The sequence below is a fragment of the Mesorhizobium sp. M0088 genome (assembly GCF_040322895.1).
In the GTDB taxonomy this organism is placed as follows: Bacteria; Pseudomonadota; Alphaproteobacteria; order Rhizobiales; family Rhizobiaceae; genus Mesorhizobium.
In genome coordinates this window covers 98,997-118,914 of the sequence record NZ_JAMYUI010000015.1, presented here as the reverse complement: position 1 = coordinate 118,914, position 19,918 = coordinate 98,997, and the positions used below count along the sequence as shown (strand labels likewise).

Here is a 19,918-nt window from a genome sequence, read left to right as displayed (position 1 = left end):
GGATGGCTACTCCGATGTGAAGCGCATGGCATTCCAAGCGCTCTGTCAACCAAACGATGAGTATCGGCGTCGACCCTCATTGCCTTCGTCTTCGCGACTCCGTGACAGCGGCTGGCATTGTGTTTGTAGGGCATCGGGCGAAGATCATGTCGATCGGCCATCTCGCCTGCCTATTGACAAACCCTTGAACAATGATCCACGCACCAGCGCGATTGTGATCACGAGCGCCTCTGAGCTCGGGAGGTTCGGTTTTCTGAGGGTTCCTGGGTCTCCGAAGCGATGGAGGTAGCTAGCCTTCCTGGTGCTATACGGTTGTGCTCTTCATGGAGTGGACGCATTTGCGTCTCGAAAGCGGTTCTTCAGTGGAACCGGCGCCAAGGCCCGTCTGTGGTCGTTCAGAACACGGGGTGCCGTCTCCAAACCGGATATTGGAGCGGGCAGCCGCCGGAATTTGACCCATGGAAATGAGCGCCTGTCAGGAGGCGTTCGAAAAGGGCGCGATCTTCATCGCGGCTGTTTCATGGTGTCATTCCTGACATGTTCTTTATAATCGGCAGCTTGCGGATAGTCTTGCCCGTCGCCGCCCGTAGCGCGTTGGCGACGGCCGGGCCGATCGGCGGCACACCTGGCTCACCAACTCCCGTGGGCGGCTCCTCGGACGGCACAATGTGCACCTCGACTCGCGGCATCTGCTCGATCCTGAGCGGTGTATAGGTATCGTAGTTCTCTTGGTCTACGACACCGCCATTCAGGGTCAGCTCCTCCTGGAGGATCGCGCCTAGCCCGAAGCCGATACCGCCCTCCATCTGAGCGCGAATCTGGTCAGGATTTATCGCGGTGCCGCAATCTACCGCGCAGACGACGCGGTCGACCTTGAAACCATTTTCATCGTTGAGGGTGATCTCCACCACATCGGCGACATAGGTCGAGAGGCTTTCATGCAGGGCCACGCCGCGGAAACGGCCTTCCGGCAGAGGCTTGTCCCAGCCTGCCTTCTCAGCAGCCACTTTAAGCACGGCGGCATGCCGTGGATGGTGACCGAGCATTGACAAGCGGAAGTCGACCGGATCACGGTTCGCAGCGGCGGCGAGCTCATCGATCAGGGTTTCCACCGCGTAAGCGGTGTGGGTGGAGCCTACCGAACGCCACCACAGCACCGGGATATTCACGTCCGTGGTGGTCAGCTCGACCTTCAGGTTCGGGATCGCATAGGGCAGGTTGGTGGCGCCCTCTACGGAGGTTGGATCGATGCCGTTCTTGATCATCGCCGCAGAGGTCGAACCGCCCAAGACCGATTGGCCCACGATGTGGTCATGGAGAGCGACGACATTGCCTTTCTTGTCGAGCCCCGCCTTGACTGCGTGCACATAGGCCGGCCGGTACCGCCCACCCCGCATGTCATTCTCGCGGGTCCACTGCACCTTCACTGGCTTGCCGCGTCCCAGTGCACGCGCTGTGGAAACAGCTTCGATAATGACATCTGCATCCAAGACCGCGCGGCGGCCGAAACTGCCGCCGGTCTTCATCACGTGCAGCCTCACCTTGTCCGGCGTGGTGCCGCCTACCTGAGCGGCAGCCGCCTGATAAAGGTCGGGCATCTGGTGTCCGCCCCAGACGTCGATGGTGCCGTCTTCGTTGATTCGGGCGGCCGCGTTGAGTGGCTCGATCGAAGCATGGACAAGATAGGGGAATTCGTAGTGCCCCTCGATGATTTTCTCAGCACTGGCGAACGCTGCGGGAGTGTTACCGTCGTCGCGCGCGGTGGCCGCGCCCAGATCGTCTGCTGCCTTGTTGTATTCGGCCATGATCTCGGCCGTGCCGCGCTCTTCGGCCTTCTCCTCGTTCCAGGTCACCTCCACGAGGTCGCGGCCCTTCAGCGCCGTCCAGGTGTCCCTGCCAACCACGGCAATGCCTCGCGGCGTCTGGACGACATCGACAATGCCGTCGAGTGCCTTGGCCTTGGTTGCGTCGAAGCTCTCGATCTCGGCGCCGAACTTCGGCGGATGGATCATAACGGCCGTCTGGAGTCCCTCCATCATGAGGTCGATCGTGTAGGTCTGCGCGCCGTTGGTCTTGCCGGCGGAATCGTAGCGCTTGAGGCTGTCCGATCCGATCTGGGCCCACTTGTCGCGCGGCTTTAGCGGCACGTCGTCGGGAACCGGCATTCCCGCTGCGGCTTCAGCCAGGTCACCGTAGCGCGCCTGCATCCCTGAGGCGTGCGACACGACCCCGGAAGCGACTTTGATCTCGCCGGCTGGCACGTCCCACCGCTGCGCCGCGGCCGCCACCAGCAAGGCCCGTGCGGCAGCACCCGCCTTGCGGTAGCGTTCCCACGACGAGCCCATCGACGTGGAGCCACCAGTTGCCTGTGCGGCCCCGCCCCAGGCGAGATTGCCGTAGAACGCGGTATTGCCATATCCGCCGACCACGTCCACCTGCGCCCAGTCGCCGTCGAGCTCTTCCATAACCAGGGTGGCGATGCCGAAATAGGAGCCTTGTCCCATCTCGAACTGCGAGGAGTGGATGATGATTCGGTTCTCCTTTGTGATCTCGACATAGGTCTGGAAGGGGTTCGCCTGAACCTTTGCAGGGGTCGTTTGTGCGATGTCGGGCGCGGCCAGCACTGGCCGGTAGCCCACTGCGAGGCCGCCGGTGGTGACGCCCGCGCCGACGAGGAACCAGCGGCGCGTGGGCCGCACGGCAGTATGCTTCGAGAGAAACTGCGACATGCCTCAAGTCTCCAGCCGGTTGGCGGTCTCGTGGATGGCCGCGCGGATGCGATGATAGGTGGCGCAGCGGCAGAGGTTGCCGCTCATCGCCGAATCAATATCATCGTCCGTCGGCTTAGGCGTTTCTGTAAGGAGGGCCACGGCCGACATGATCTGGCCAGACTGGCAATAGCCGCATTGAGGTACGTCGAACTCGGCCCACACGGCCTGGACCGTTTCGCCTATCTTGCCCGACACACCCTCAATGGTGGTGATCGAGGCTCCTTCGATGTCGCCGACTGCGGTCTGGCACGAGCGCGTCGGCATGCCGTTAACGTGAACCGTGCAAGCGCCGCACTGGGCAAGCCCGCAACCGAATTTCGTTCCCGTGAGTCCGATGACGTCACGGACCGCCCAGAGCAGCGGCATCTCTGGATCGACGTCGAGTGTTCGCGCCTCGCCATTGAGGGTAAAAGCGACCATTGCTTGCTCTCCTTGTCCTGAGCTGGCTATCTCGTTGAGCCTCCGCCCGCCTGGCAACCGAGCTCTTGTTGCTGAGGCCTAGCGACCACACCGTAGGAACGCGCAGCTCAAGTAACAAGCCGCTAGGTTGGCGAGTTACGAGATCGTGAAGTGGGTCGTGTCGAAAGGCTGGAGGCAACTGAATGTCATTTTTTGGGCGGACAGGCCGCTTTAGGCTGGGTTACACGAGACTGGACATTCGGGTCGTCGCGAACATCGACCGCTGGTCGGCCGCGTCCGGCAGGGCCCTGATTGGCTACACGAAATGAAATGGGACGACTATCGATGGGGGCCTACCTCGACCCGCAACCTCCACGACTGGACCCTCAGGTTTCCGACTATCGTCCCGGGCGGTGGCCGAGCTCGGCGCCTCGGACGCGATAATAGACGGTGAGGCGTTCGTCGTTGACCAGAAGGCTTGTCGCGCATTCCCAGTCTTCAGCGGGCTCTTGGCCGCGGCGGGAGACGTCAGGACCATGCTTGCCGGCTTCGACCTGCTCAAGATCGACGGCGAGGGTCTTCGCGATCGGCCACTCGTCGATCGGCGCAAAGCGCTAGTTAACCTGCTGAGACGCCGCCCAAACGGCATCGTTCTGAGCGACGAGAGATCAGCGGCGGCAGCGACATTCTCGCGCAAGTCTGCCAGTTCGGCCTCGACGGCATCGTCTCCAAGCTGCGTGTCAGTCCATATCGATCCGGCCGGCGCCAAGAATGGGTGAGACAAAATGCGTGCTGAGTGATGAGTTCATCGTCATCGGCTGCGAACCCGGCAACAGTTACGGCGGTCGGGAAGCGTGCTCTGGCGAATGTCGAGGACGGAAATCTGGTGTTCGCCGGCGGCATTGGCACCGGCTTCAATGCGCGCACCGGGCCGGAAGTAAAGCGCCGGCTCGATGCCATTCAAATGGGTAAACACCGATTCCTAGTTTGAAGGCGAACGGTGCGGCATGGGCGGAGTGCCCTGCGCAGTCTGTACCTCCGCAGTCGATTGTCGAGTTCGAAGGGGTGTGATTGGCGTCGAGACCGCTCCAGCCATGGCTATCAGCACGCCGAGTGCGTTGTTTTCGATCAGTTCTCGAAATGAGCGGGTAAATACATGCACTTCCTTTCACTTGCCGAACGGGGTTTGCTGTTCACCGGCTGGCATCCGATGGCAAACCTTTCAACGCGGCGGCGATCTGGCGCTTCGCTGCTGGGGGCAGAGGCAGGATGGGACGCGGGGGTTCGGCACTGCAAATGTCGAGCAATTTAGCGAGTGCATAGACGACGCGAAGGCTCGAGAACTCCTTGAAGACGCTCCAGATCGGGACCAGCGCGGCATTGATCCGTCGCGCTTCGGCCGCATCGCCCTGTTGCGCCGCTGTGACGATCGTCATGCAGACCTCGGGCAGGATGCCCGCGAGGACGCTGTACCATGTGTCGGCGCCGGCGATCATGGCCTCGGCGGCGTTCCAGTCGCCGCTGTAGCCAATCGAGAACCCTTCCGGCAGTGTGCGCCTCTGGGCGGTCAGATGGTTCTTGATCGCATCGCTTTTGTCTGTCGGATTCTTGATGGCGACAATCCCAGCCACCTTTGCCAGGCGGCTGACAAGGGGTGGACTGAAATGGAAATGCGTCGTTCCTGGATTGTCGTAGACGACGATCGGCAGGCCACTTTCGCGCGCCACAGTGGAGAAATGTTCGAACACCTCGTCATCAGTAAGCGGGGTGTAGGAGGCGGCGGCAAGCAAACCCGCAGCTGCTCCAAGGGCCTTGGCGTCTTGCGCGAGCCCCACGGCTTCATCGGTGCGCAGCGCGCCCACACCCACCACGACCGGCATTTGCCCCGCCGTTTGGTCCAAGGTCTCGGAGAGCGCCCGCCGCCGTTGCTCGCGCGACAGATAGATGTATGTGCCGGTGCTGCCGAGAAGACCGATGGAATCGACCTGAGCAATGCCAAGCCGAGCAATCAGCCTGCGCAGGGCAACGCTATCGACGCGGCCGTCACGATTGGTCGGGGTGATGGGGAACGCGGAAAGACCGCTCAGGAATGCCATGGCAAGGCTCCAGATCTATGTGTGAGCGCAGAGGTGGCCGCACGCCAGGTCATTACAAGACGTCCAAAGCCCGCCGCAGATCGGCGATCAGGTCATCAGCGTCTTCAAGCCCCACCGAGAGACGCATGAGATCCTCGCCGACTCCATCGGCCAAATGGGCATCCTTGCGGATCGGCTGCCGAGCACGGGTGAGGCTTGCTGGATGATAGATGAGGCTGTCGGCATCGCCGAGGCTGACGGCGCGAATGATCAGGTTGAGCCGGTCCATCATCCGGCGCGCTCCTTCGTATCCAGCGTGGAGGCCAAAGGCCAACATGCCCGATCCGTTGGACATCTGTTTTCGCGCCGTCACCTGATCAGGGTGCGAGTCGAGGAACGGATAACTCACAAATGCCACCGCCGGGTGCGCTTCCAGCGCCCGAGCCACCGCAAGGGCCGTGGCGCTGTGCCGTTCCATACGCAGCGTCAGCGTCTTGAGACCGCGCAGGATTAGGAAAGCTGACATGGGCGAGAGCGCTGCGCCGGTGATGTAGCGCAGGCCCGTTTCATGCAGCGTACGGAGCGTTTGGGCGTCGCCGAGAAGCGCCCCGCCAAGGGCATCGCCATGACCATTGATGTACTTGGTCAGCGAATGGAGCACGATGTCCGCCCCGTGCTCAAGCGGTCGCTGGAGCGCGGGCGAGGCGAAGGTGCTGTCGACTGCAACCCTTACACCGCGCGCGTGAGCGCGCTCGGCAATTGCCGCTATGTCGAGGATGCGGCTCAGCGGATTCACCGGCGTCTCGAAGAAAACCAGCCGCGTCCGCTCGGTGATCGCAGCATCGAGATTGTGGGGATTTGACAGATCGACCGCGACGACCTTGATGCCGAAGCGGGGGACCGCCTGTTCGACCATGGCAAGCGTGTTCGCATAAAGCGTCTTGTGGACGATGAGTTCATCGCCCTGGGACAGGAGCGACAGGATCAGAGTGCCGAAGGCCGCCATCCCCGAGGCAACAACCAGCCCCGCCTCGGCTCCTTCCAGATTCGCGAGCCGCTGCTCGAGGATCTCGGTCGTGGGATTGTATTCGCGCGCATAGAGCCGTCCACCAAGGGCGGCGGCGGCATCGTTTGCTGCCACGCTTTCGAACCCATAGGTTGACGTCAGGAACACTGGCGGCTGGACGGCATTGGAAAAGCCGGCCGGATCGTAGCCATGATGGATCGCCCGGGTGGCAAATCCGGGGCTGGTGCGGTTGAGCGACCCCGTGGGAGCATCGGTTTCGGATTGATGGGAGCTGGTCATTCGGCCTCTGCGATCTCTCTTGGGGTTCCGAAAGATTGACGGCAACCTGGCCAATGTGAAATATCCAGTTGGCGATGAAAGAGATGGTCCAGTCTTCAAGTGCCGGGTCTGCAGCGCGCTCGCACGCGATGGGTGCACGCCAGATATACGAAGCCCTTCGCGAGCAAATCCTCGGCGGCGTCTACGAAACCGGCAGTCAGTTGCCATCCTCCCGGGCCCTGGCAAATGACCTCGGCGTTTCGCGAACCACGGTGACGGTCGCCTATGAGCAACTGGCTGCGGAGGGTTTCATCGAAGTCCGTCAAGGCGCACGACCTCGCGTTGCGTCTTCGTTGATGGGCCATGGGACGGGGCGCACTCACGCGCAACGGGTCGGCCCGATCCACCTGTCCGCATATGGCGAGCGGCTGCGCGCGACGTCACCCTGGCCAGATTATCTGCCGACTGGGCTGAAGGTCGAGTTCCGCTATGGCGACCTCGCGCCGTCGGATTTCCCTTCATTGGTCTGGAAACGCGCGATGAACGAGGCGATGGGGCAGCGCCCGCTGCGTCTTGCCTATGACGATCCTCGCGGCTCGCGCCGGCTCCGCCAGGCGCTTCAGGGCTATCTCTGGCGCGCCCGGACCCTGAGCTGCGACCTCGACCAGATCATCATCGTCAGCGGTTCGCAGCAGGGCCTTGATCTGTGCGCGCGCCTGCTTCTCGATCCCGCCGACCGCTTCGTCATCGAGGATCCGTGCTACAGGATGGCGCGTCAGGTCTTTGCCAGTACGGGTGCCTCACCCATCCCGGTCATCGTCGACGAAGACGGGATGAGGACCGAGTTGCTGGCGGGGATCGGAGCACGACTGGCTTATGTGACGCCATCGCATCAGTTTCCCCTGGGCGGCGTCATGCCGATCGCGCGCCGCCATCAGCTTCTGGAATGGGCGCGGCACAACAACGCCTATGTGATCGAGGACGACTACGACAGCGAATATCGCTACGACATCAATCCGGTCCCTCCGCTGCACAGTCTCGAGGACCACGGGGCTGTCATCTATCTCGGCACGATATCCAAGACGCTCTCGCCGATGCTGCGCATCGGCTACCTCGTCGTCCCACCCGAATTGCAGGAGGTCTTCGCAACCGCCAAACAATTCGCAGACCGGCATTCGCCGGTCGCTGAACAGGAAGCGCTGGCATCGTTGATCGAGAGCGGCGGCTACGAAAGCCATGTGCGCCGTGTGCGCAGGCTGAACGGCGAGCGTCGGGAAACGTTGTTGGGCGCCTTGCAGCACAGCTTCGGGGATCGCATCACTGTCCAGGGAGCTGATGCGGGACTGCACGTCGCGGTTTGGTTCAATGACCTGCCACGATCGCGGGAAACGGCCTTGGTCGAATCCGCCCGCGACGCTGGCCTGGGGCTACACTTGATCTCGCCGCTGTACGAACGGCCATCGGACGAAGGCCGCACCGATCGCGTCGGACTTGTCATGGGCTATGCCGCCTTGAGCATTCGGCAGATCGGGAAGGGCGTTGAGGTCCTGCGAGAGGTTGTCAAGCAGGTGCAAGACGCGATGCCGGCGCGGAACAACTGAGACGGGGCGACGCCGAAAGCTGGCGCTGAAAACGGTCCGAGGGCCCCCCGTATTTCTTTCCAAACAGCCAACTGGACCGGGAAAATGCCATGCAACTGGCGCTGTTGATCAGGCCAGTTTTGCAGCAGGTTTCCACGGACGAATTTCCGAGAGCGATGATGACCTGGCGAGGAAAGCTGCTTCACGTCCATATCGCGCCTGCCGCCTCCTATGAAATGGAGGAGCTGGCGCAGGCGCAGCTTATTGCCGGCCAAGGCATTGTCGGAGACCGCTACTACCTGGGGACGGGGACCTATTCCGCGCGTCCTGACGTTCGCGAAGTGACGCTGATCGAAGCTGAAGTCTTGGACGCCATCGCGCAGGGCGAACCCAGAATTCCGGGCTTCAAGGCCAAGCTCGCACCCGAAGATCACCGGCGCAATCTGACGACACGAGGCGTTCCGCTTAGCCATCTTGTCGGCAAACGCTTCCGGGTCGGGGAAACGATTCTCAGGGCCGCCCGGATGAATGTGCCGTGCAAGTATATCGAGGAGTTGCTCGGGCTTCCGGGTCTCTACGAGGGGCTTCTGAACCGCTCCGGCCTGAACTGCACAATCGAGGTCGGGGGCGTGATCCGCCCCGGTGATCTGATCTTGCCCATCGACGAGTGAAACGCCATGGCGTCGCCGCGCATCATCATGAAGCTGACCGTGACCGCCGCCCGCAAGGAGCCGGGCGACGTGCTGGTCATCGACCTGAAACACCCACGCAAACCTGTGCTGCCGGCGTTCGAAGCGGGTTCTCACGTCGACGTCCATCTGCCTGAAGGGAAGGTGCGTCAGTATTCACTTTGCGGCGACCCGACCGAGCTTGGCCGCTACACCATCGCGGTGAAGCGCGAGAATGACGGCCGTGGCGGCTCGGCGTGGATCCACGAAACCATTGCCGTCGGCTCCACACTGCCTGTCTCCGCGCCACGCAACCATTTTGCGCTCAAGCCAGGCGAGGGGCCGACTTTGCTGCTGGCAGGGGGAATCGGGATCACCCCGATTCTGGCCATGGCGCGCGCGCTCACCCGGCAGGCCAAGCCCTTCGAGTTGCACTATTTCACCCGCAGCCGGGCGCTCACGCCACTCTTGGCGGCGATCGGGAGCGATCTTCCTGGCGGCAATGTGCGGATCCATTTCGACGACGAGCCTCAGACCCGGCAGAACATCGCCGCGCTGCTGGCGAACCGTTCGGACGACGCGCAGACATACTACTGCGGACCGCCTGGCTTCATGGCGGTTGTGGGGCGCGCGGCTCAACACTGGCCCGAGGGTACTGTTCATTTCGAAACTTTCCAGCCTCCCGAGTTTGATGGCGCGCCACCGGAACCGTTCGTCATAGAACTGGCTGAGGGCAGGGTGGTTGAGGTTTCGGCTGAGACCACGGCACTGGCCGCCTTGCGTGCGGCCGGTGTGCCGTTGATGGCCTCGTGTGAGAACGGGGTGTGCGGGACCTGCGAATGCGCAATGCTGGGGGGACAGCCGATCCATCGGGATGCCGTCCTGTCCAAGGAGGCACGCGGCCACCGCTTCATCCCCTGTGTGTCGCGCGCGACAGGTGTGTTGAAACTCGATCTTTGACCATTTGGGCGGGGGTCCTGTGAGACCGGCAGCTGATTTGCGGGAAACTGAATGACGAGGAAACTGGAATATCTGCACGAGATCGAGCGCTGCGTCTCCTGGCTCGCAGCCTGGACGATCCACCACGCCAACCACGTCCGCGAGGGCGATGAGATCAAGGTCGGGGGGCATCAGGCCTCGTCCGCGTCGCTGAGTACCATCATGACCGCGCTCTACGGTTCGGTCCTGCGCCCGCAGGATCGGGTGGCGGTCAAACCCCATGCGGCGCCGATCTTCCATGCACTTCAGTATCTGGCGGGCAACCAGACCCACGAAAAGCTCATGAACTTCCGCGGCTACAAGGGCGCGCAGAGCTACCCTTCGCGGACGAAGGATGTCGACGATGTCGACTTCTCGACCGGGTCGGTGGGTCTCGGCGTTGCTCAGACGCTGTTCTCGTCGCTGGTGCAGGACTACGTCTCGGGTCACGGCTGGATGAAGGAGCGTGCCGAGGGCCGAATGGTCAGCCTGATCGGCGACGCCGAGATGGATGAGGGCAACATCTACGAGGCCCTGATCGAAGGCTGGAAGCACGGGCTCAGGAACTGCTGGTGGGTGGTCGACTACAATCGCCAGTCGCTCGACGCCGTGATCCGGGAGGGCCTCTGGCAGCGTTTCGAGCAGATTTTTCGCAACTTCGGCTGGGACGTGATGGTCCTGCGCCACGGGGCTCTGCAAGAGGCTGCCTTTGCCGAGCCGGGGGGCGAGAAGCTGCTCGAGTGGATAGAGCGCTGTCCGAACCAGCTCTATTCGGCGCTGACCTTCCAAGGGGGTGCTGCCTGGCGCAAGCGGCTGCTCGACGAGATCGGAGACCAAGGGCCGGTCACCACTCTGATCGAACGCCGCTCCGACGACGAGTTGCAGGCGTTGATGACGAACCTTGGCGGGCATGACATGCCGAGCCTCCTCGAAGCCTTCGAGGCGGCGTCCAGGCATGACCGTCCCGTCTGCTTCATCTGTTACACCATCAAGGGCTACGGTCTGCCGCTTGCCGGACACAAGGACAACCACGCGGGGCAGATGACGCCCACGCAGATGGAAGACTACCGCCTGCAAATGGGCGTAAAGCGGGGTGAGGAGTGGGACAAATGGGCGGCCGCCACCTTGCCGGAAGCGGAACTTGACGCCTTCTTCGCAAAGGCGCCGTTCTTCAGTGAGGGGCATAGGAGGCTGTCTGCGCCGTCGGTGCCGGTGCCTGAAACCCTTCCGTCACCGGGGCAGCCCGGCAAGCCGCTCTCGACCCAGATGGGGTTCGGCCAGATCCTGAACGACATCGCACGCGAGCGCAGTCTGCTTGCCGACCGCATTGTCACCACCTCGCCCGATGTGACGGTCTCGACCAATCTCGGTGGCTGGGTCAACCGGCGCGGCCTTTTCGCCCGGGAGACCATGGCGGACACCTTCAAGGCCGAACGCATTCCGTCGACCTTTACCTGGGAATTTGGGCCGAAGGGGCAGCACCTCGAGCTCGGGATCGCCGAGTCGAACCTGATGATCATGCTCGGGGCGCTCGGTCTCTCGCACTCGATCAATGGCGTGCGCCTGCTGCCGATCGGGACAGTCTATGATCCCTTCATCTACCGATCGGCCGACCAGCTAAACTACGCCTGCTATCAGGATGCGCGCTTCATGCTGGTCGCAACGCCCTCGGGCGTGACGCTAGCGCCCGAGGGCGGAGCACACCAGTCGATCGGCACCCCATTGATCGGCATGGCGCAGGATGGGCTTTGCGCCTTCGAACCGGCCTTCGTCGACGAACTGTCCGTGATCATGCGCTTTGCCTTCGATTACATGCAACGTAATGGCGAGGGGGATCCGGATGAGACGACGTGGCTGCGTGATCAGACCGGAGGATCGGTCTATCTTCGCCTGTCAACCCGGCCGCTCGAGCAGCCGCCGCGCGACATGAACCCGGCGCTCGCGCGGGACATCGTCAATGGCGCCTATTGGCTGCGTCCGCCTGGGCCCAACGCGAGTGTCGTCATTGCTTATCAAGGCGTCGTCGCGCCGGAGGCGATTGCCGCGACGGGTCTTCTGGCGGAGGACCGGCGCGATGTCGGGCTGCTCGCGATCACCTCCGCGGACCGGCTTAATGCGGGCTGGCAGGCGGCGGAACGTGCCCGGCAGCGTGGCGCGATTGGCGCCCTGAGTCATATCGAGCGGCTGCTCGCGCCGCTATCGCGTGACTGCGGCATCGTCACCGTGATCGACGGCCACCCGGCGACGCTCGCGTGGCTCGGTGGGGTTAACGGGCATCGCGTGAAGGCGCTCGGGGTCGAGCAGTTCGGCCAGACGGGGACTATTGCGGACCTATACCGTCACCACGGCCTGGACACCAACGCCATCGTACATGCGGCGCAGGCGGTCAGTGCGGGACCGGCTGTTCGCTACCGGAAGGCGCTGCCTTGACCATGAGCGACCGGATGCTCCGTGGCTGGTACGGATCGGCTGTTTCCACGGGCGTTCCGGTTCGCTTCAAAGCGGACAGGGCCGGGACACTGTGGACGTTCTGATCGCGCTTGAGTAGCTTGTGCGACCCCCAGGGTCACCTGGGAATACGCAGGGAGGCGGCTTTTATTTAGCCTTGCGTCCAATTACGAATTCGATCCAATCCAGTCCGGAGCAAAAGCTCCGCGTCCTCCCGATTTTCGGCTTCGACGTAGCACCGCATTTCCGGGGCATTTCCGGATGGACGCAAATGCAAGACACGCTTATCCGCGAGAGTGATACGAAGTCCGTCAACATCGCTAACCTTGCTTACCACTCCAATCGACCCGACGAAGGCGGCGATGTTAGTTTCCGCTGAACGAAGGTATGTCATGAGGCGAGTGCTGCTTTCGACGGAAAAATTTTCCAAGCGATCCGCCGCCGCTGCCGGCAATTGAAAGGAACTGCCAATCTCCGACAGTGGCTGCCCACTTGTACTAACAAGGGAAAGTGCCGCGAGGATGGGGAGAAAACTGTCGCGTGTAGGTAGCGCTGGCAGTTTAGTTCCGTTCGGGTCAAAGTCCGTGCCGGTCAACAAACCACCGTTTGCTTCGAAACCAACCACGCGCTCGTGACCCGACGCAACCAAATCGAGCATGGCAGCAATAACAAATGGGGATCCAACCTTGGTACGCACGACTTTAAAAGAACCTGCGGTCTCGATGCCAGAGTTTGATGTGACCGGCGTGACGACTGCCTTCGCTTGCAGGAAGTTCGCCGTAATCAGGCCTAACAAATCACCGCGAAGGGGGTCTCCGTGGTCGTCAGCTACCAGTGGGCGGTCACCATCGCCATCTGCCGAGACGACCGCATCAAGCCGATGCTCTTTGGTCCAGAGCTTGAACTGTTGAGCAGTCTCGTCAGAGACCGCTTCAGTGTCGACAGGAATGAAACCTTCCGAACGTCCCAGGGTTACGACCGTCGCACAGTGATATGAGAGAATGTCAACCAAGAGATCGCGCGCGACCGTGCTGTGCTGATATACGCCCACCGTTAAGCCCTTTAGAGCATTAATCTCCATAAGCTTTCGATTGCGCGCCATGAAAAAGGCCTTGCATTCGGCCTCCCGGTGCTGCCGACGTGCAACAGCACCTTCAAGGACGTATCCGCGCTTCTCCAACTGCAAGGCGATGCGCGTTATCTCCCGCTCATCACCCTTGTCGATCTCACCGTCGGGTCGATAGAATTTTATTCCATTACGGTCGGCCGGAATGTGCGAGCCTGTGATCATCAAACAACCACTCTTACGCGCCTGAGCATACAGTGCCAGGGCAGGGGTGGGGACTGCGCCGCAATCGACTACGATGAAGCCGAGCGCGGACAGTGCCGCCGCACAGACGGCGGCGATGGCCGGACTCGAGGCGCGAAAGTCGCGCCCTATGAGTATCTCGTCGCCAATTCTGGCCAGGCCGGATTCCAGCAGGAATGTCGCGAATGCCGTTGCATATAGGGCAGAGGCGGCTCCTGCCAATTCTGTCGCCAGGCCCCGTAATCCACTTGTTCCGAATTTCATACCAAATCCGACGTTGCTAACCGGGTTTTGAAGGTAACATGCTCAAACTTTGGCTCGTCCGGAATGCCCATCGACAGATCCCTCGGACGAGAACAAGACGTACATTCGGTTACCGTAGACGCGTTCGGTTATCGACGGTTACCCTTGTGAGGATTGACGCAGTCGGCGTCGGCGTGGGCAGCGCACCGTGACCTTCACGGCGACGAGGTTGGAGCGGATGGGGTCCGGGTCCGGCAGGGCTCCTCGCGGCTGGCTCACATGAGCGCTATCGCCATCGAGTGATTGTCTCAGTCTACATTAGCTCTGGGTCCCGAAAGCGCGTACAGGCCTGAGACGCAGCAAATCCTCTTATCTATCGCCGTTCGGTGTAGCTCCCGTTCAGAAATGCATGATAGACACTCTCGATGCCTTCCATGAGAGTGATCTTTGCTGCCCATCCCAAAGTGCGCAGCTTGTCGACGCTCATCAGCTTTCGCGGTGTACCGTCAGGTCTAGAGTGATCATGCGCGATCTCCCCAGTAAATCCGACTACACGGCAGATCATTCTAGTCAGCTCTAGGATCGTGATGTCCTGTCCGCAGCCGAGATTGACGTGATCATGGTCAGAGTAGTTCTTCAGAAGGAAGACTAATGCGTCGGCGCAGTCGTCGACGTGCATGAATTCCCGACGTGGTGTGCCCGTGCCCCAGATGGTGATTTGCTTATCACTTATGAGCTTAGCTTCATGCGCTTTCCGGATCAGCGCTGGGATGACGTGGCTTGACTGCAAGTCATAATTGTCGCCTGGCCCGTAGAGATTCGTCGGCATAGCGGAGATGTAGTTGCGGCCATATTGCTGGCGATAGGCTTGAGCCATTTTGATGCCGGTGATCTTGGCGACGGCGTAGCATTCGTTGGTGCGCTCTAGTGGCCCGGTCAAAAGCGCGCTTTCAGGAATGGGCTGTGGTGCCATCTTCGGATAGATGCAAGACGAGCCGAGGAAGAGGACGCGGTCGACATTGTTTTCGTGGGCTGCCGCGAAGATATTGGCCTCGATCATCAGATTGTCGTAAAGAAAGTCGACCGGATAGGTGGCGTTCGCGAGAATACCACCTACCTTTGCCGCCGCCATAATGATAGCGTCCGGTTTCATCACTGCCACGAAGTTTTCAACCTCGGTCTGTCGCTTGAGGTCTAGCTCTCCCCGAGGGGCGGCCACAACTTTGCAGTCTTCAGACGCGAGTCGGCGTACAACAGCGCTGCCCACCATACCTTTGTGGCCAGCGACCCACACGGTTTTTCCGTTCAGATCATACATTACGCTTCCTTCATGACTACAGATGTCTGCATGACCTTCAGGTCTTCGCGTACCATTTCCGCAGCAAGCTCGCGCACGGATGTCTCATGCACCCAGCCGAGCTTCTCCTTCGCCTTGGTAGCGTCACCCAGGAGAAGATCGACTTCCGTGGGGCGGAAGTAGCGTGGGTCCACTTGGACTAGGCATCTGCCGCTAGCTACATCATAGCCCTTTTCGCCGACACCCTTGCCACGCCATTCGATCTCGACGCCGATATCTTCGAAAGCCCACTCGACGAATTGGCGGACAGGAGTCGTTTTGCCCGTAGCCAGCACGTAATCATCCGGTTGATCCTGCTGTATCATCATCCACATACCTCGCACGTACTCACGCGCATGGCCCCAATCGCGTTGAGCATCGAGATTGCCGAGATAAAGCTTGTCCTGCTTGCCCAGGTAGATAGCAGCGGCAGCGCGGCTGATCTTGCGCGTCACAAAAGTTTCGCCACGAAGGGGGCTTTCGTGATTAAAAAGAATGCCGTTGGAAGCGTGCATACCATAGCCCTCGCGATAATTGACGACCATCCAGTAGGCGTAGAGCTTGGCGGCGGCGTAAGGGCTGCGCGGATAAAAGGGCGTCGTTTCGTTCTGCGGTACGGACTGCACGAGGCCGTATAACTCCGAAGTCGAGGCTTGATAGAAGCGGGTCTTGTCCGTCAGACCGAGGAGGCGAATCGCCTCAAGAAGTCGCAATGTACCGATACCGTCCGCGTTTGCTGTGTACTCAGGTGTTTCGAACGACACCTGCACATGGCTCTGAGCAGCCAAGTTGTAAATTTCGTCTGGCTGAGATTCCTGAACCACGCGGATGAGGTTAGTCGAATCAGTGAGGTCACCGTAGTGCAAGATCAAGCGCGGATCGGATTCGTGCGGGTCTTGGTAGAGGTCTTCGATACGACCCGTGTTGAAGGAAGAGGAACGTCGCTTAATCCCATGAACGATGTAGCCTTTTTTGAGAAGAAGACGGGCAAGATAGGCACCATCCTGTCCAGTTATGCCCGTAATAAGAGCAACTTTCCTGCTATCGCCCATTCTATTCCTGCTCTATTAAAGTTTAAAGTTTCGGCTCCGGCTCGCCACGCCGACACAATGTGCGGCCAGCCCCGTGCGCTATGGAGCACTTCGACACATGCGGCGCGAAGCTCGTCATGACAGTCCGCAGCCGAGCACACCTCTTGCTTGGAAGTCACATCAACATAGAGTTGCGCCGCTAACCGTCGGCTTCGTACATGCGGTCTGAGTGCCGCTCAGCTCACGCCGTGAGCGACATGTACTCCCAGCACCTTGCAGCTGATTTGCTCATCCATCAGCGAGTGAGGACGCCTTTCTTTCTTGCTTCAGCGTCTTCTAATGGGAATTGTTTGAATCAGTGAAATCGATTGTTTGGATAAAGTGCATCCACAGAATGGATGGTCTGACCGAGCAGCGGGGGCGCATCGCCGGCCCGGAGTCGTAGGCGCGAGCTTCCGTTCGGGGCGAGGACAAAGTTCGTGGCCGCGAGCCCTCACCACAGCATCCGGCACAGGTCGTGCAGAACTTTGGGAGCAGACTGCAGATTCTGTCGATCAGCTGGTTCCAGGCGCGTCGAGCTGTCGACCTCATCTCGCCCGGGACGGTTGCTGTATGCAGCCTTGCACCCTTGGCGTATGGCGTCGACGGAACGATTTGCTCCGGCAGGCAGTGTCGCAGCGTTCCCCGGCTGTTTCGGCTCTATTGGCCGGGCCCGCGTCAGCCGAGCCCCTTCATCATGGCATCCAACGCATGGATGGCCGGCATCCACTCAATAGATTTTACATATGCCGCGGAGGCCCAGTAGAGAAGGCTGAACCGGAAGCGAGGGCATCGGCTTCAAGCCGTGTGAGCGTCACGGGATTAGTGGGCAGTGCTGAGTGAGCTCTTCTGCCCTATGGCCCGGCCTCTGCCAAGCGCCCGGCGTCAGGGTCTACGTGTCGACTAAGGATTCCAAACCGGATGCAACCTCCTCTCTGAACGAGATTTCCGAAAATGCATGTTAGTGGAGTGGAAAAGCGCCGGTTCGTCGTCTCTCGGAGGCGTACGGGGTTCGGTGATTGTCTGTGGTCGTTGGCGGCCGCTTGGCGCTACGCGCAGTGGTCGGGACGAACTCTAGCCATCGACTGGCGGGGGGCCTGCTACCTCGACCAACCCTTCACAAATGCGTTTCCGGTGTTCTTCCAGCCGATCAATGACATCGCTGGCGTGCCGGCTATTTCCGACGACCGGATCAACGACCTTTCCTTCCCCGGTCCATTCTTCCCGGAGTGGTGGAACAGGCCGGCGATCGAGTGCCTTTACCGGCCAGATGAGCAGATTTTCCAAGAGCGCGATGAGTTGGGCGAGCTCTTTCAGGCCGAACACGATGTCGAAGCGAACACAGTAGTGTGTGACGCTTGTCTGATGTGGCGGTGCGATGAGGATGCAGAGCGGCAGGTGTTCCAGAGTGTCAAGCCTCGGCCAGAAATTCAAGCCCGCATAGATGCCATTTATCAGGAATGTTTTGAGGGGCACAGCATCATCGGGATTCATGTTCGGCACGGTAACGGTGAAGACATCATGGAGCATGCGCCCTACTGGGCCGATCCGGAGCTCGCCGTTCGGCAAGTGTGCGCTGCAATTGACAAGGCTAAGGCGTTACCGCACCCCAGGCCTGTGCGGCTGTTCTTATGCACGGACAGCGCGCGGATACTGGATCTTCTGTCGGCCAGGTTTCCCGATCTGCTCACTGTCCCGAAGCACTTCGGATCCAATCAAGGTGGCCCCTTACACACTGCAGCACTCGGGATTGACGGCGGAATTTCCGCCCTCGTTGAGATGTATCTTCTCGGGCGCTGCGATACCGTAATTCGGTTTCCCCCGACGAGCGCCTTTACACGATATGCACGCCTTTTCGCACCACGGGTAATTGAATTCGATCTGAAAGAGCCAAGTCGTTTGACTTTGATAGAAGGCAGCCAAGTCTCTGATCTCAGTTAAGACCCGCCACCTGCGCAATTCGGCAGACGCAACCAAAGGCATAGTTGAATGCGCATTTCTCACCGACGCCAGTGGAGGCGTCGTACATTACCGATAGCGTCGTCATCTGACGCCGCCTGCAACGCGCCAGAACTTCGCTGTTACGCGGGGGCCGCAGACAAGCCAGAGCGACGGCGATCGTGACGCTGACGCTCGAAAGAACGCGGGCGATCACTCCAGAGACGAAATTGAGGTTGGTTATGAAAGTCATTCCCGTGATCATCAGCGGCGGAGCCGGATCGCGGCTATGGCCCGCCTCAAGGCAATCGCACCCCAAACCTTTCCTCAAAGTGGCGGATGGATATTCTCTCATTCAGCAGACTGTGCTGCGCGCCGCTTCGATAGAAGGTGTCGTGGAACTTGTCGCTGTGACATCCGGGGACCACCTCTTCCTGACCAAGGACGAATTTGACGAACTGGATTCCGTGGTCCTGCCACGCACCTTTCTGCTCGAGCCCGAAGCTCGGGATACGGCCGCCGCCGTGGCTGCAGCCGCGATCCATGCGAGGGCAACGCAAGGCCCTGACGCGATCCTGTGCGTCTTCCCGGCCGATCACCTGATTAGCAACCTGCCTGCGTTTCTAGACGTCATGGGCCTGGCCATGGAACATGCGAAGCTCGGGCGGATCGCCACATTGGGCGTCACCCCAACCAGACCGGACACCGCATTCGGCTACATCGAAGCAGATGGTGAGAACGTCGTCCGTTTCGTTGAAAAACCAGATCTGGAGACAGCCAAAGCCTATGTCGCGTCTCAACGCTTCTTCTGGAACGCCGGCATCTTCTGCTTCAGTGCGCAAACCATGCTCGACGAGATGGTTTTGCATTGTCCCGAGGTGCTCCAGGCCGTCGCCGACAGCTATGAGAACGGCCGCGCCAGTCAATGCCAAGGCTATGCCAAAATCGAACTCGCGCCTGAGCATTTCGGTTCCGCGCCGCGAATCTCGCTCGACCACGCTGTCATGGAGAAGACTAACAGACTTGCCGTGATTCCCTGCGACATGGATTGGAACGACATCGGATCTTGGAACGCAATGGCCGATTTGATCGCCCCCGACGAAAGCGGGAACAGGATACGCGGCGATGTGCACATGGTCGACACGACCGGCACCTATGTGAGCTCCGACAAGCGCGTCATCGGCACGGTGGGCGTAAGCGATCTGGTGATCGTGGATTCCCCGGACGCTTTGCTTGTCACATCCCGCGACCGCGTTCAGGACGTTAAGAAGCTCTTCGAGGGCCTCAAGGCTTCGGGACATGAAGCTCATCTGGTCCATAGCACGGTACACCGGCCCTGGGGTACCTATACGGTTCTGGAGGAAGGCGAGCGCTTCAAGATCAAACGCATCGAGGTGAAGCCCGGTCGCCAGTTGAGCCTGCAGATGCACTATCATCGTTCGGAGCACTGGGTCGTGGTCAGCGGCTCCGCCAAAATCGTCAATGGCGAGCAGGAGTTGTTCCTGGGGACAAACGAATCTACTTACATCCCCTGCGGCCATAAGCATCGGCTCGAGAACCCAGGCAGAATTGACCTGGTTATCATTGAAGTGCAGAGCGGCGATTATCTCGCCGAGGATGATATCGTTCGCTTCGACGACGAATATGGTCGAACGTAGATAACAGTACAAAAAACGTTAAACGGCGAGCCGTCGCTCAAGGATCTCTGTCGTGGGTTCTGGGCCTAACATTGACAAAGCAGCGGGCCGAGCGTGTCATAGTATCCGCCCCGCACTCTCATCAGGCACTCGATCGTGGTCGAAAACATCGGCGAGCGCT

The 19,918-nt window shown here is 60.5% G+C and carries 15 protein-coding genes; 8 read left to right on the top strand and 7 right to left on the bottom strand.

Annotated elements, in window-relative coordinates:
* Positions 1–518: 518 nt before the first annotated feature.
* Together NKJ67_RS19220 and NKJ67_RS19215 are read right to left on the bottom strand one after the other, a co-directional pair.
* Entirely contained in the window at positions 519–2,729 is a 2,211-nt protein-coding gene (locus tag NKJ67_RS19220; protein WP_352582425.1) for a xanthine dehydrogenase family protein molybdopterin-binding subunit, read from the bottom strand.
* Positions 2,730–2,732: 3 nt separating this feature from the next.
* Positions 2,733–3,191: a (2Fe-2S)-binding protein gene (locus NKJ67_RS19215; protein ID WP_023689394.1), complete on the bottom strand. Its 459-nt coding sequence runs from the start codon at positions 3,189–3,191 to the stop codon at positions 2,733–2,735.
* 392 nt (positions 3,192–3,583) lie between these two features.
* On the opposite strand from NKJ67_RS19215, the gene NKJ67_RS19210 reads away from it, so the two are divergent.
* Complete coding sequence (locus NKJ67_RS19210; protein ID WP_352582423.1) at positions 3,584–3,949, top strand: ATP-dependent DNA ligase; 366 nt, start codon at positions 3,584–3,586, stop codon at positions 3,947–3,949.
* Positions 3,950–3,969: 20 nt separating this feature from the next.
* Complete coding sequence (locus NKJ67_RS19205; RefSeq protein WP_352582421.1) at positions 3,970–4,161, top strand: hypothetical protein; 192 nt, start codon at positions 3,970–3,972, stop codon at positions 4,159–4,161.
* Positions 4,162–4,363: 202 nt separating this feature from the next.
* On the opposite strand, the gene NKJ67_RS19200 is transcribed toward NKJ67_RS19205, so the two are convergent.
* Complete coding sequence (locus NKJ67_RS19200; protein ID WP_352582419.1) at positions 4,364–5,266, bottom strand: dihydrodipicolinate synthase family protein; 903 nt, start codon at positions 5,264–5,266, stop codon at positions 4,364–4,366.
* Positions 5,267–5,318: 52 nt separating this feature from the next.
* Positions 5,319–6,551: a trans-sulfuration enzyme family protein gene (locus NKJ67_RS19195; RefSeq protein WP_352546075.1), complete on the bottom strand. Its 1,233-nt coding sequence runs from the start codon at positions 6,549–6,551 to the stop codon at positions 5,319–5,321.
* 74 nt (positions 6,552–6,625) lie between these two features.
* Between NKJ67_RS19195 and pdxR the strand changes: the two genes are divergently transcribed.
* From pdxR to NKJ67_RS19175, 4 genes are all read left to right on the top strand, one after another.
* Positions 6,626–8,131, top strand: coding sequence for a MocR-like pyridoxine biosynthesis transcription factor PdxR (gene pdxR, locus NKJ67_RS19190; protein ID WP_352582456.1), 1,506 nt, complete (start codon positions 6,626–6,628; stop codon positions 8,129–8,131).
* Between the two features lie 158 nt (positions 8,132–8,289).
* Positions 8,290–8,781, top strand: a complete 492-nt coding sequence (locus NKJ67_RS19185; RefSeq protein WP_023758446.1) for an MOSC domain-containing protein — start codon at positions 8,290–8,292, stop codon at positions 8,779–8,781.
* A 6-nt stretch (positions 8,782–8,787) separates the two neighbouring features.
* Entirely contained in the window at positions 8,788–9,738 is a 951-nt protein-coding gene (locus NKJ67_RS19180) for a PDR/VanB family oxidoreductase (RefSeq protein ID WP_352441125.1), read from the top strand.
* Positions 9,739–9,789: 51 nt separating this feature from the next.
* Positions 9,790–12,186, top strand: a complete 2,397-nt coding sequence (locus tag NKJ67_RS19175; RefSeq protein ID WP_352582417.1) for a transketolase — start codon at positions 9,790–9,792, stop codon at positions 12,184–12,186.
* A 169-nt stretch (positions 12,187–12,355) separates the two neighbouring features.
* On the opposite strand, the gene NKJ67_RS19170 is transcribed toward NKJ67_RS19175, so the two are convergent.
* From NKJ67_RS19170 to gmd, 3 genes are all read right to left on the bottom strand, one after another.
* Positions 12,356–13,777 (bottom strand): phosphomannomutase, encoded by a 1,422-nt coding sequence (locus NKJ67_RS19170; RefSeq protein WP_352582415.1) that lies wholly within the window; start codon positions 13,775–13,777, stop codon positions 12,356–12,358.
* 352 nt (positions 13,778–14,129) lie between these two features.
* Positions 14,130–15,074: a GDP-L-fucose synthase gene (fcl, locus tag NKJ67_RS19165; RefSeq protein ID WP_352582413.1), complete on the bottom strand. Its 945-nt coding sequence runs from the start codon at positions 15,072–15,074 to the stop codon at positions 14,130–14,132.
* On the bottom strand, positions 15,074–16,144 hold the full coding sequence (gene gmd, locus NKJ67_RS19160) for a GDP-mannose 4,6-dehydratase (RefSeq protein ID WP_023692482.1): 1,071 nt from the start codon (positions 16,142–16,144) through the stop codon (positions 15,074–15,076). The genes fcl and gmd overlap by 1 nt, the downstream gene beginning before the upstream one ends.
* A 972-nt stretch (positions 16,145–17,116) precedes the next feature.
* On the opposite strand from gmd, the gene NKJ67_RS19155 reads away from it, so the two are divergent.
* Positions 17,117–18,103 carry a nodulation protein NodZ gene (locus tag NKJ67_RS19155; protein WP_023766635.1) on the top strand — a complete coding sequence of 329 codons (987 nt, stop codon included), beginning with the start codon at positions 17,117–17,119 and terminating at the stop codon, positions 18,101–18,103.
* 239 nt (positions 18,104–18,342) lie between these two features.
* The gene (locus NKJ67_RS19150) at positions 18,343–19,758 is read left to right on the top strand and encodes a mannose-1-phosphate guanylyltransferase/mannose-6-phosphate isomerase (protein WP_352582454.1); all 1,416 of its coding nucleotides are present in this window, start codon (positions 18,343–18,345) and stop codon (positions 19,756–19,758) included.
* Positions 19,759–19,918 lie beyond the last annotated feature (160 nt).

What these genes read in the sequence shown, in the direction of transcription:
- NKJ67_RS19220 (WP_352582425.1), bottom strand. Translation starts at nt 2,729, where the DNA reads ATGTCGCAGTTTCTCTCGAAGCATACTGCCGTGCGGCCCACGCGCCGC.
- NKJ67_RS19215 (WP_023689394.1), bottom strand. Translation starts at nt 3,191, where the DNA reads ATGGTCGCTTTTACCCTCAATGGCGAGGCGCGAACACTCGACGTCGAT.
- NKJ67_RS19205 (WP_352582421.1), top strand. Translation starts at nt 3,970, where the DNA reads ATGAGTTCATCGTCATCGGCTGCGAACCCGGCAACAGTTACGGCGGTC.
- NKJ67_RS19200 (WP_352582419.1), bottom strand. Translation starts at nt 5,266, where the DNA reads ATGGCATTCCTGAGCGGTCTTTCCGCGTTCCCCATCACCCCGACCAAT.
- NKJ67_RS19195 (WP_352546075.1), bottom strand. Translation starts at nt 6,551, where the DNA reads ATGACCAGCTCCCATCAATCCGAAACCGATGCTCCCACGGGGTCGCTC.
- pdxR (WP_352582456.1), top strand. Translation starts at nt 6,626, where the DNA reads ATGAAAGAGATGGTCCAGTCTTCAAGTGCCGGGTCTGCAGCGCGCTCG.
- NKJ67_RS19185 (WP_023758446.1), top strand. Translation starts at nt 8,290, where the DNA reads ATGACCTGGCGAGGAAAGCTGCTTCACGTCCATATCGCGCCTGCCGCC.
- NKJ67_RS19180 (WP_352441125.1), top strand. Translation starts at nt 8,788, where the DNA reads ATGGCGTCGCCGCGCATCATCATGAAGCTGACCGTGACCGCCGCCCGC.
- NKJ67_RS19175 (WP_352582417.1), top strand. Translation starts at nt 9,790, where the DNA reads ATGACGAGGAAACTGGAATATCTGCACGAGATCGAGCGCTGCGTCTCC.
- NKJ67_RS19170 (WP_352582415.1), bottom strand. Translation starts at nt 13,777, where the DNA reads ATGAAATTCGGAACAAGTGGATTACGGGGCCTGGCGACAGAATTGGCA.
- fcl (WP_352582413.1), bottom strand. Translation starts at nt 15,074, where the DNA reads ATGTATGATCTGAACGGAAAAACCGTGTGGGTCGCTGGCCACAAAGGT.
- gmd (WP_023692482.1), bottom strand. Translation starts at nt 16,144, where the DNA reads ATGGGCGATAGCAGGAAAGTTGCTCTTATTACGGGCATAACTGGACAG.
- NKJ67_RS19155 (WP_023766635.1), top strand. Translation starts at nt 17,117, where the DNA reads ATGCATGTTAGTGGAGTGGAAAAGCGCCGGTTCGTCGTCTCTCGGAGG.
- NKJ67_RS19150 (WP_352582454.1), top strand. Translation starts at nt 18,343, where the DNA reads ATGAAAGTCATTCCCGTGATCATCAGCGGCGGAGCCGGATCGCGGCTA.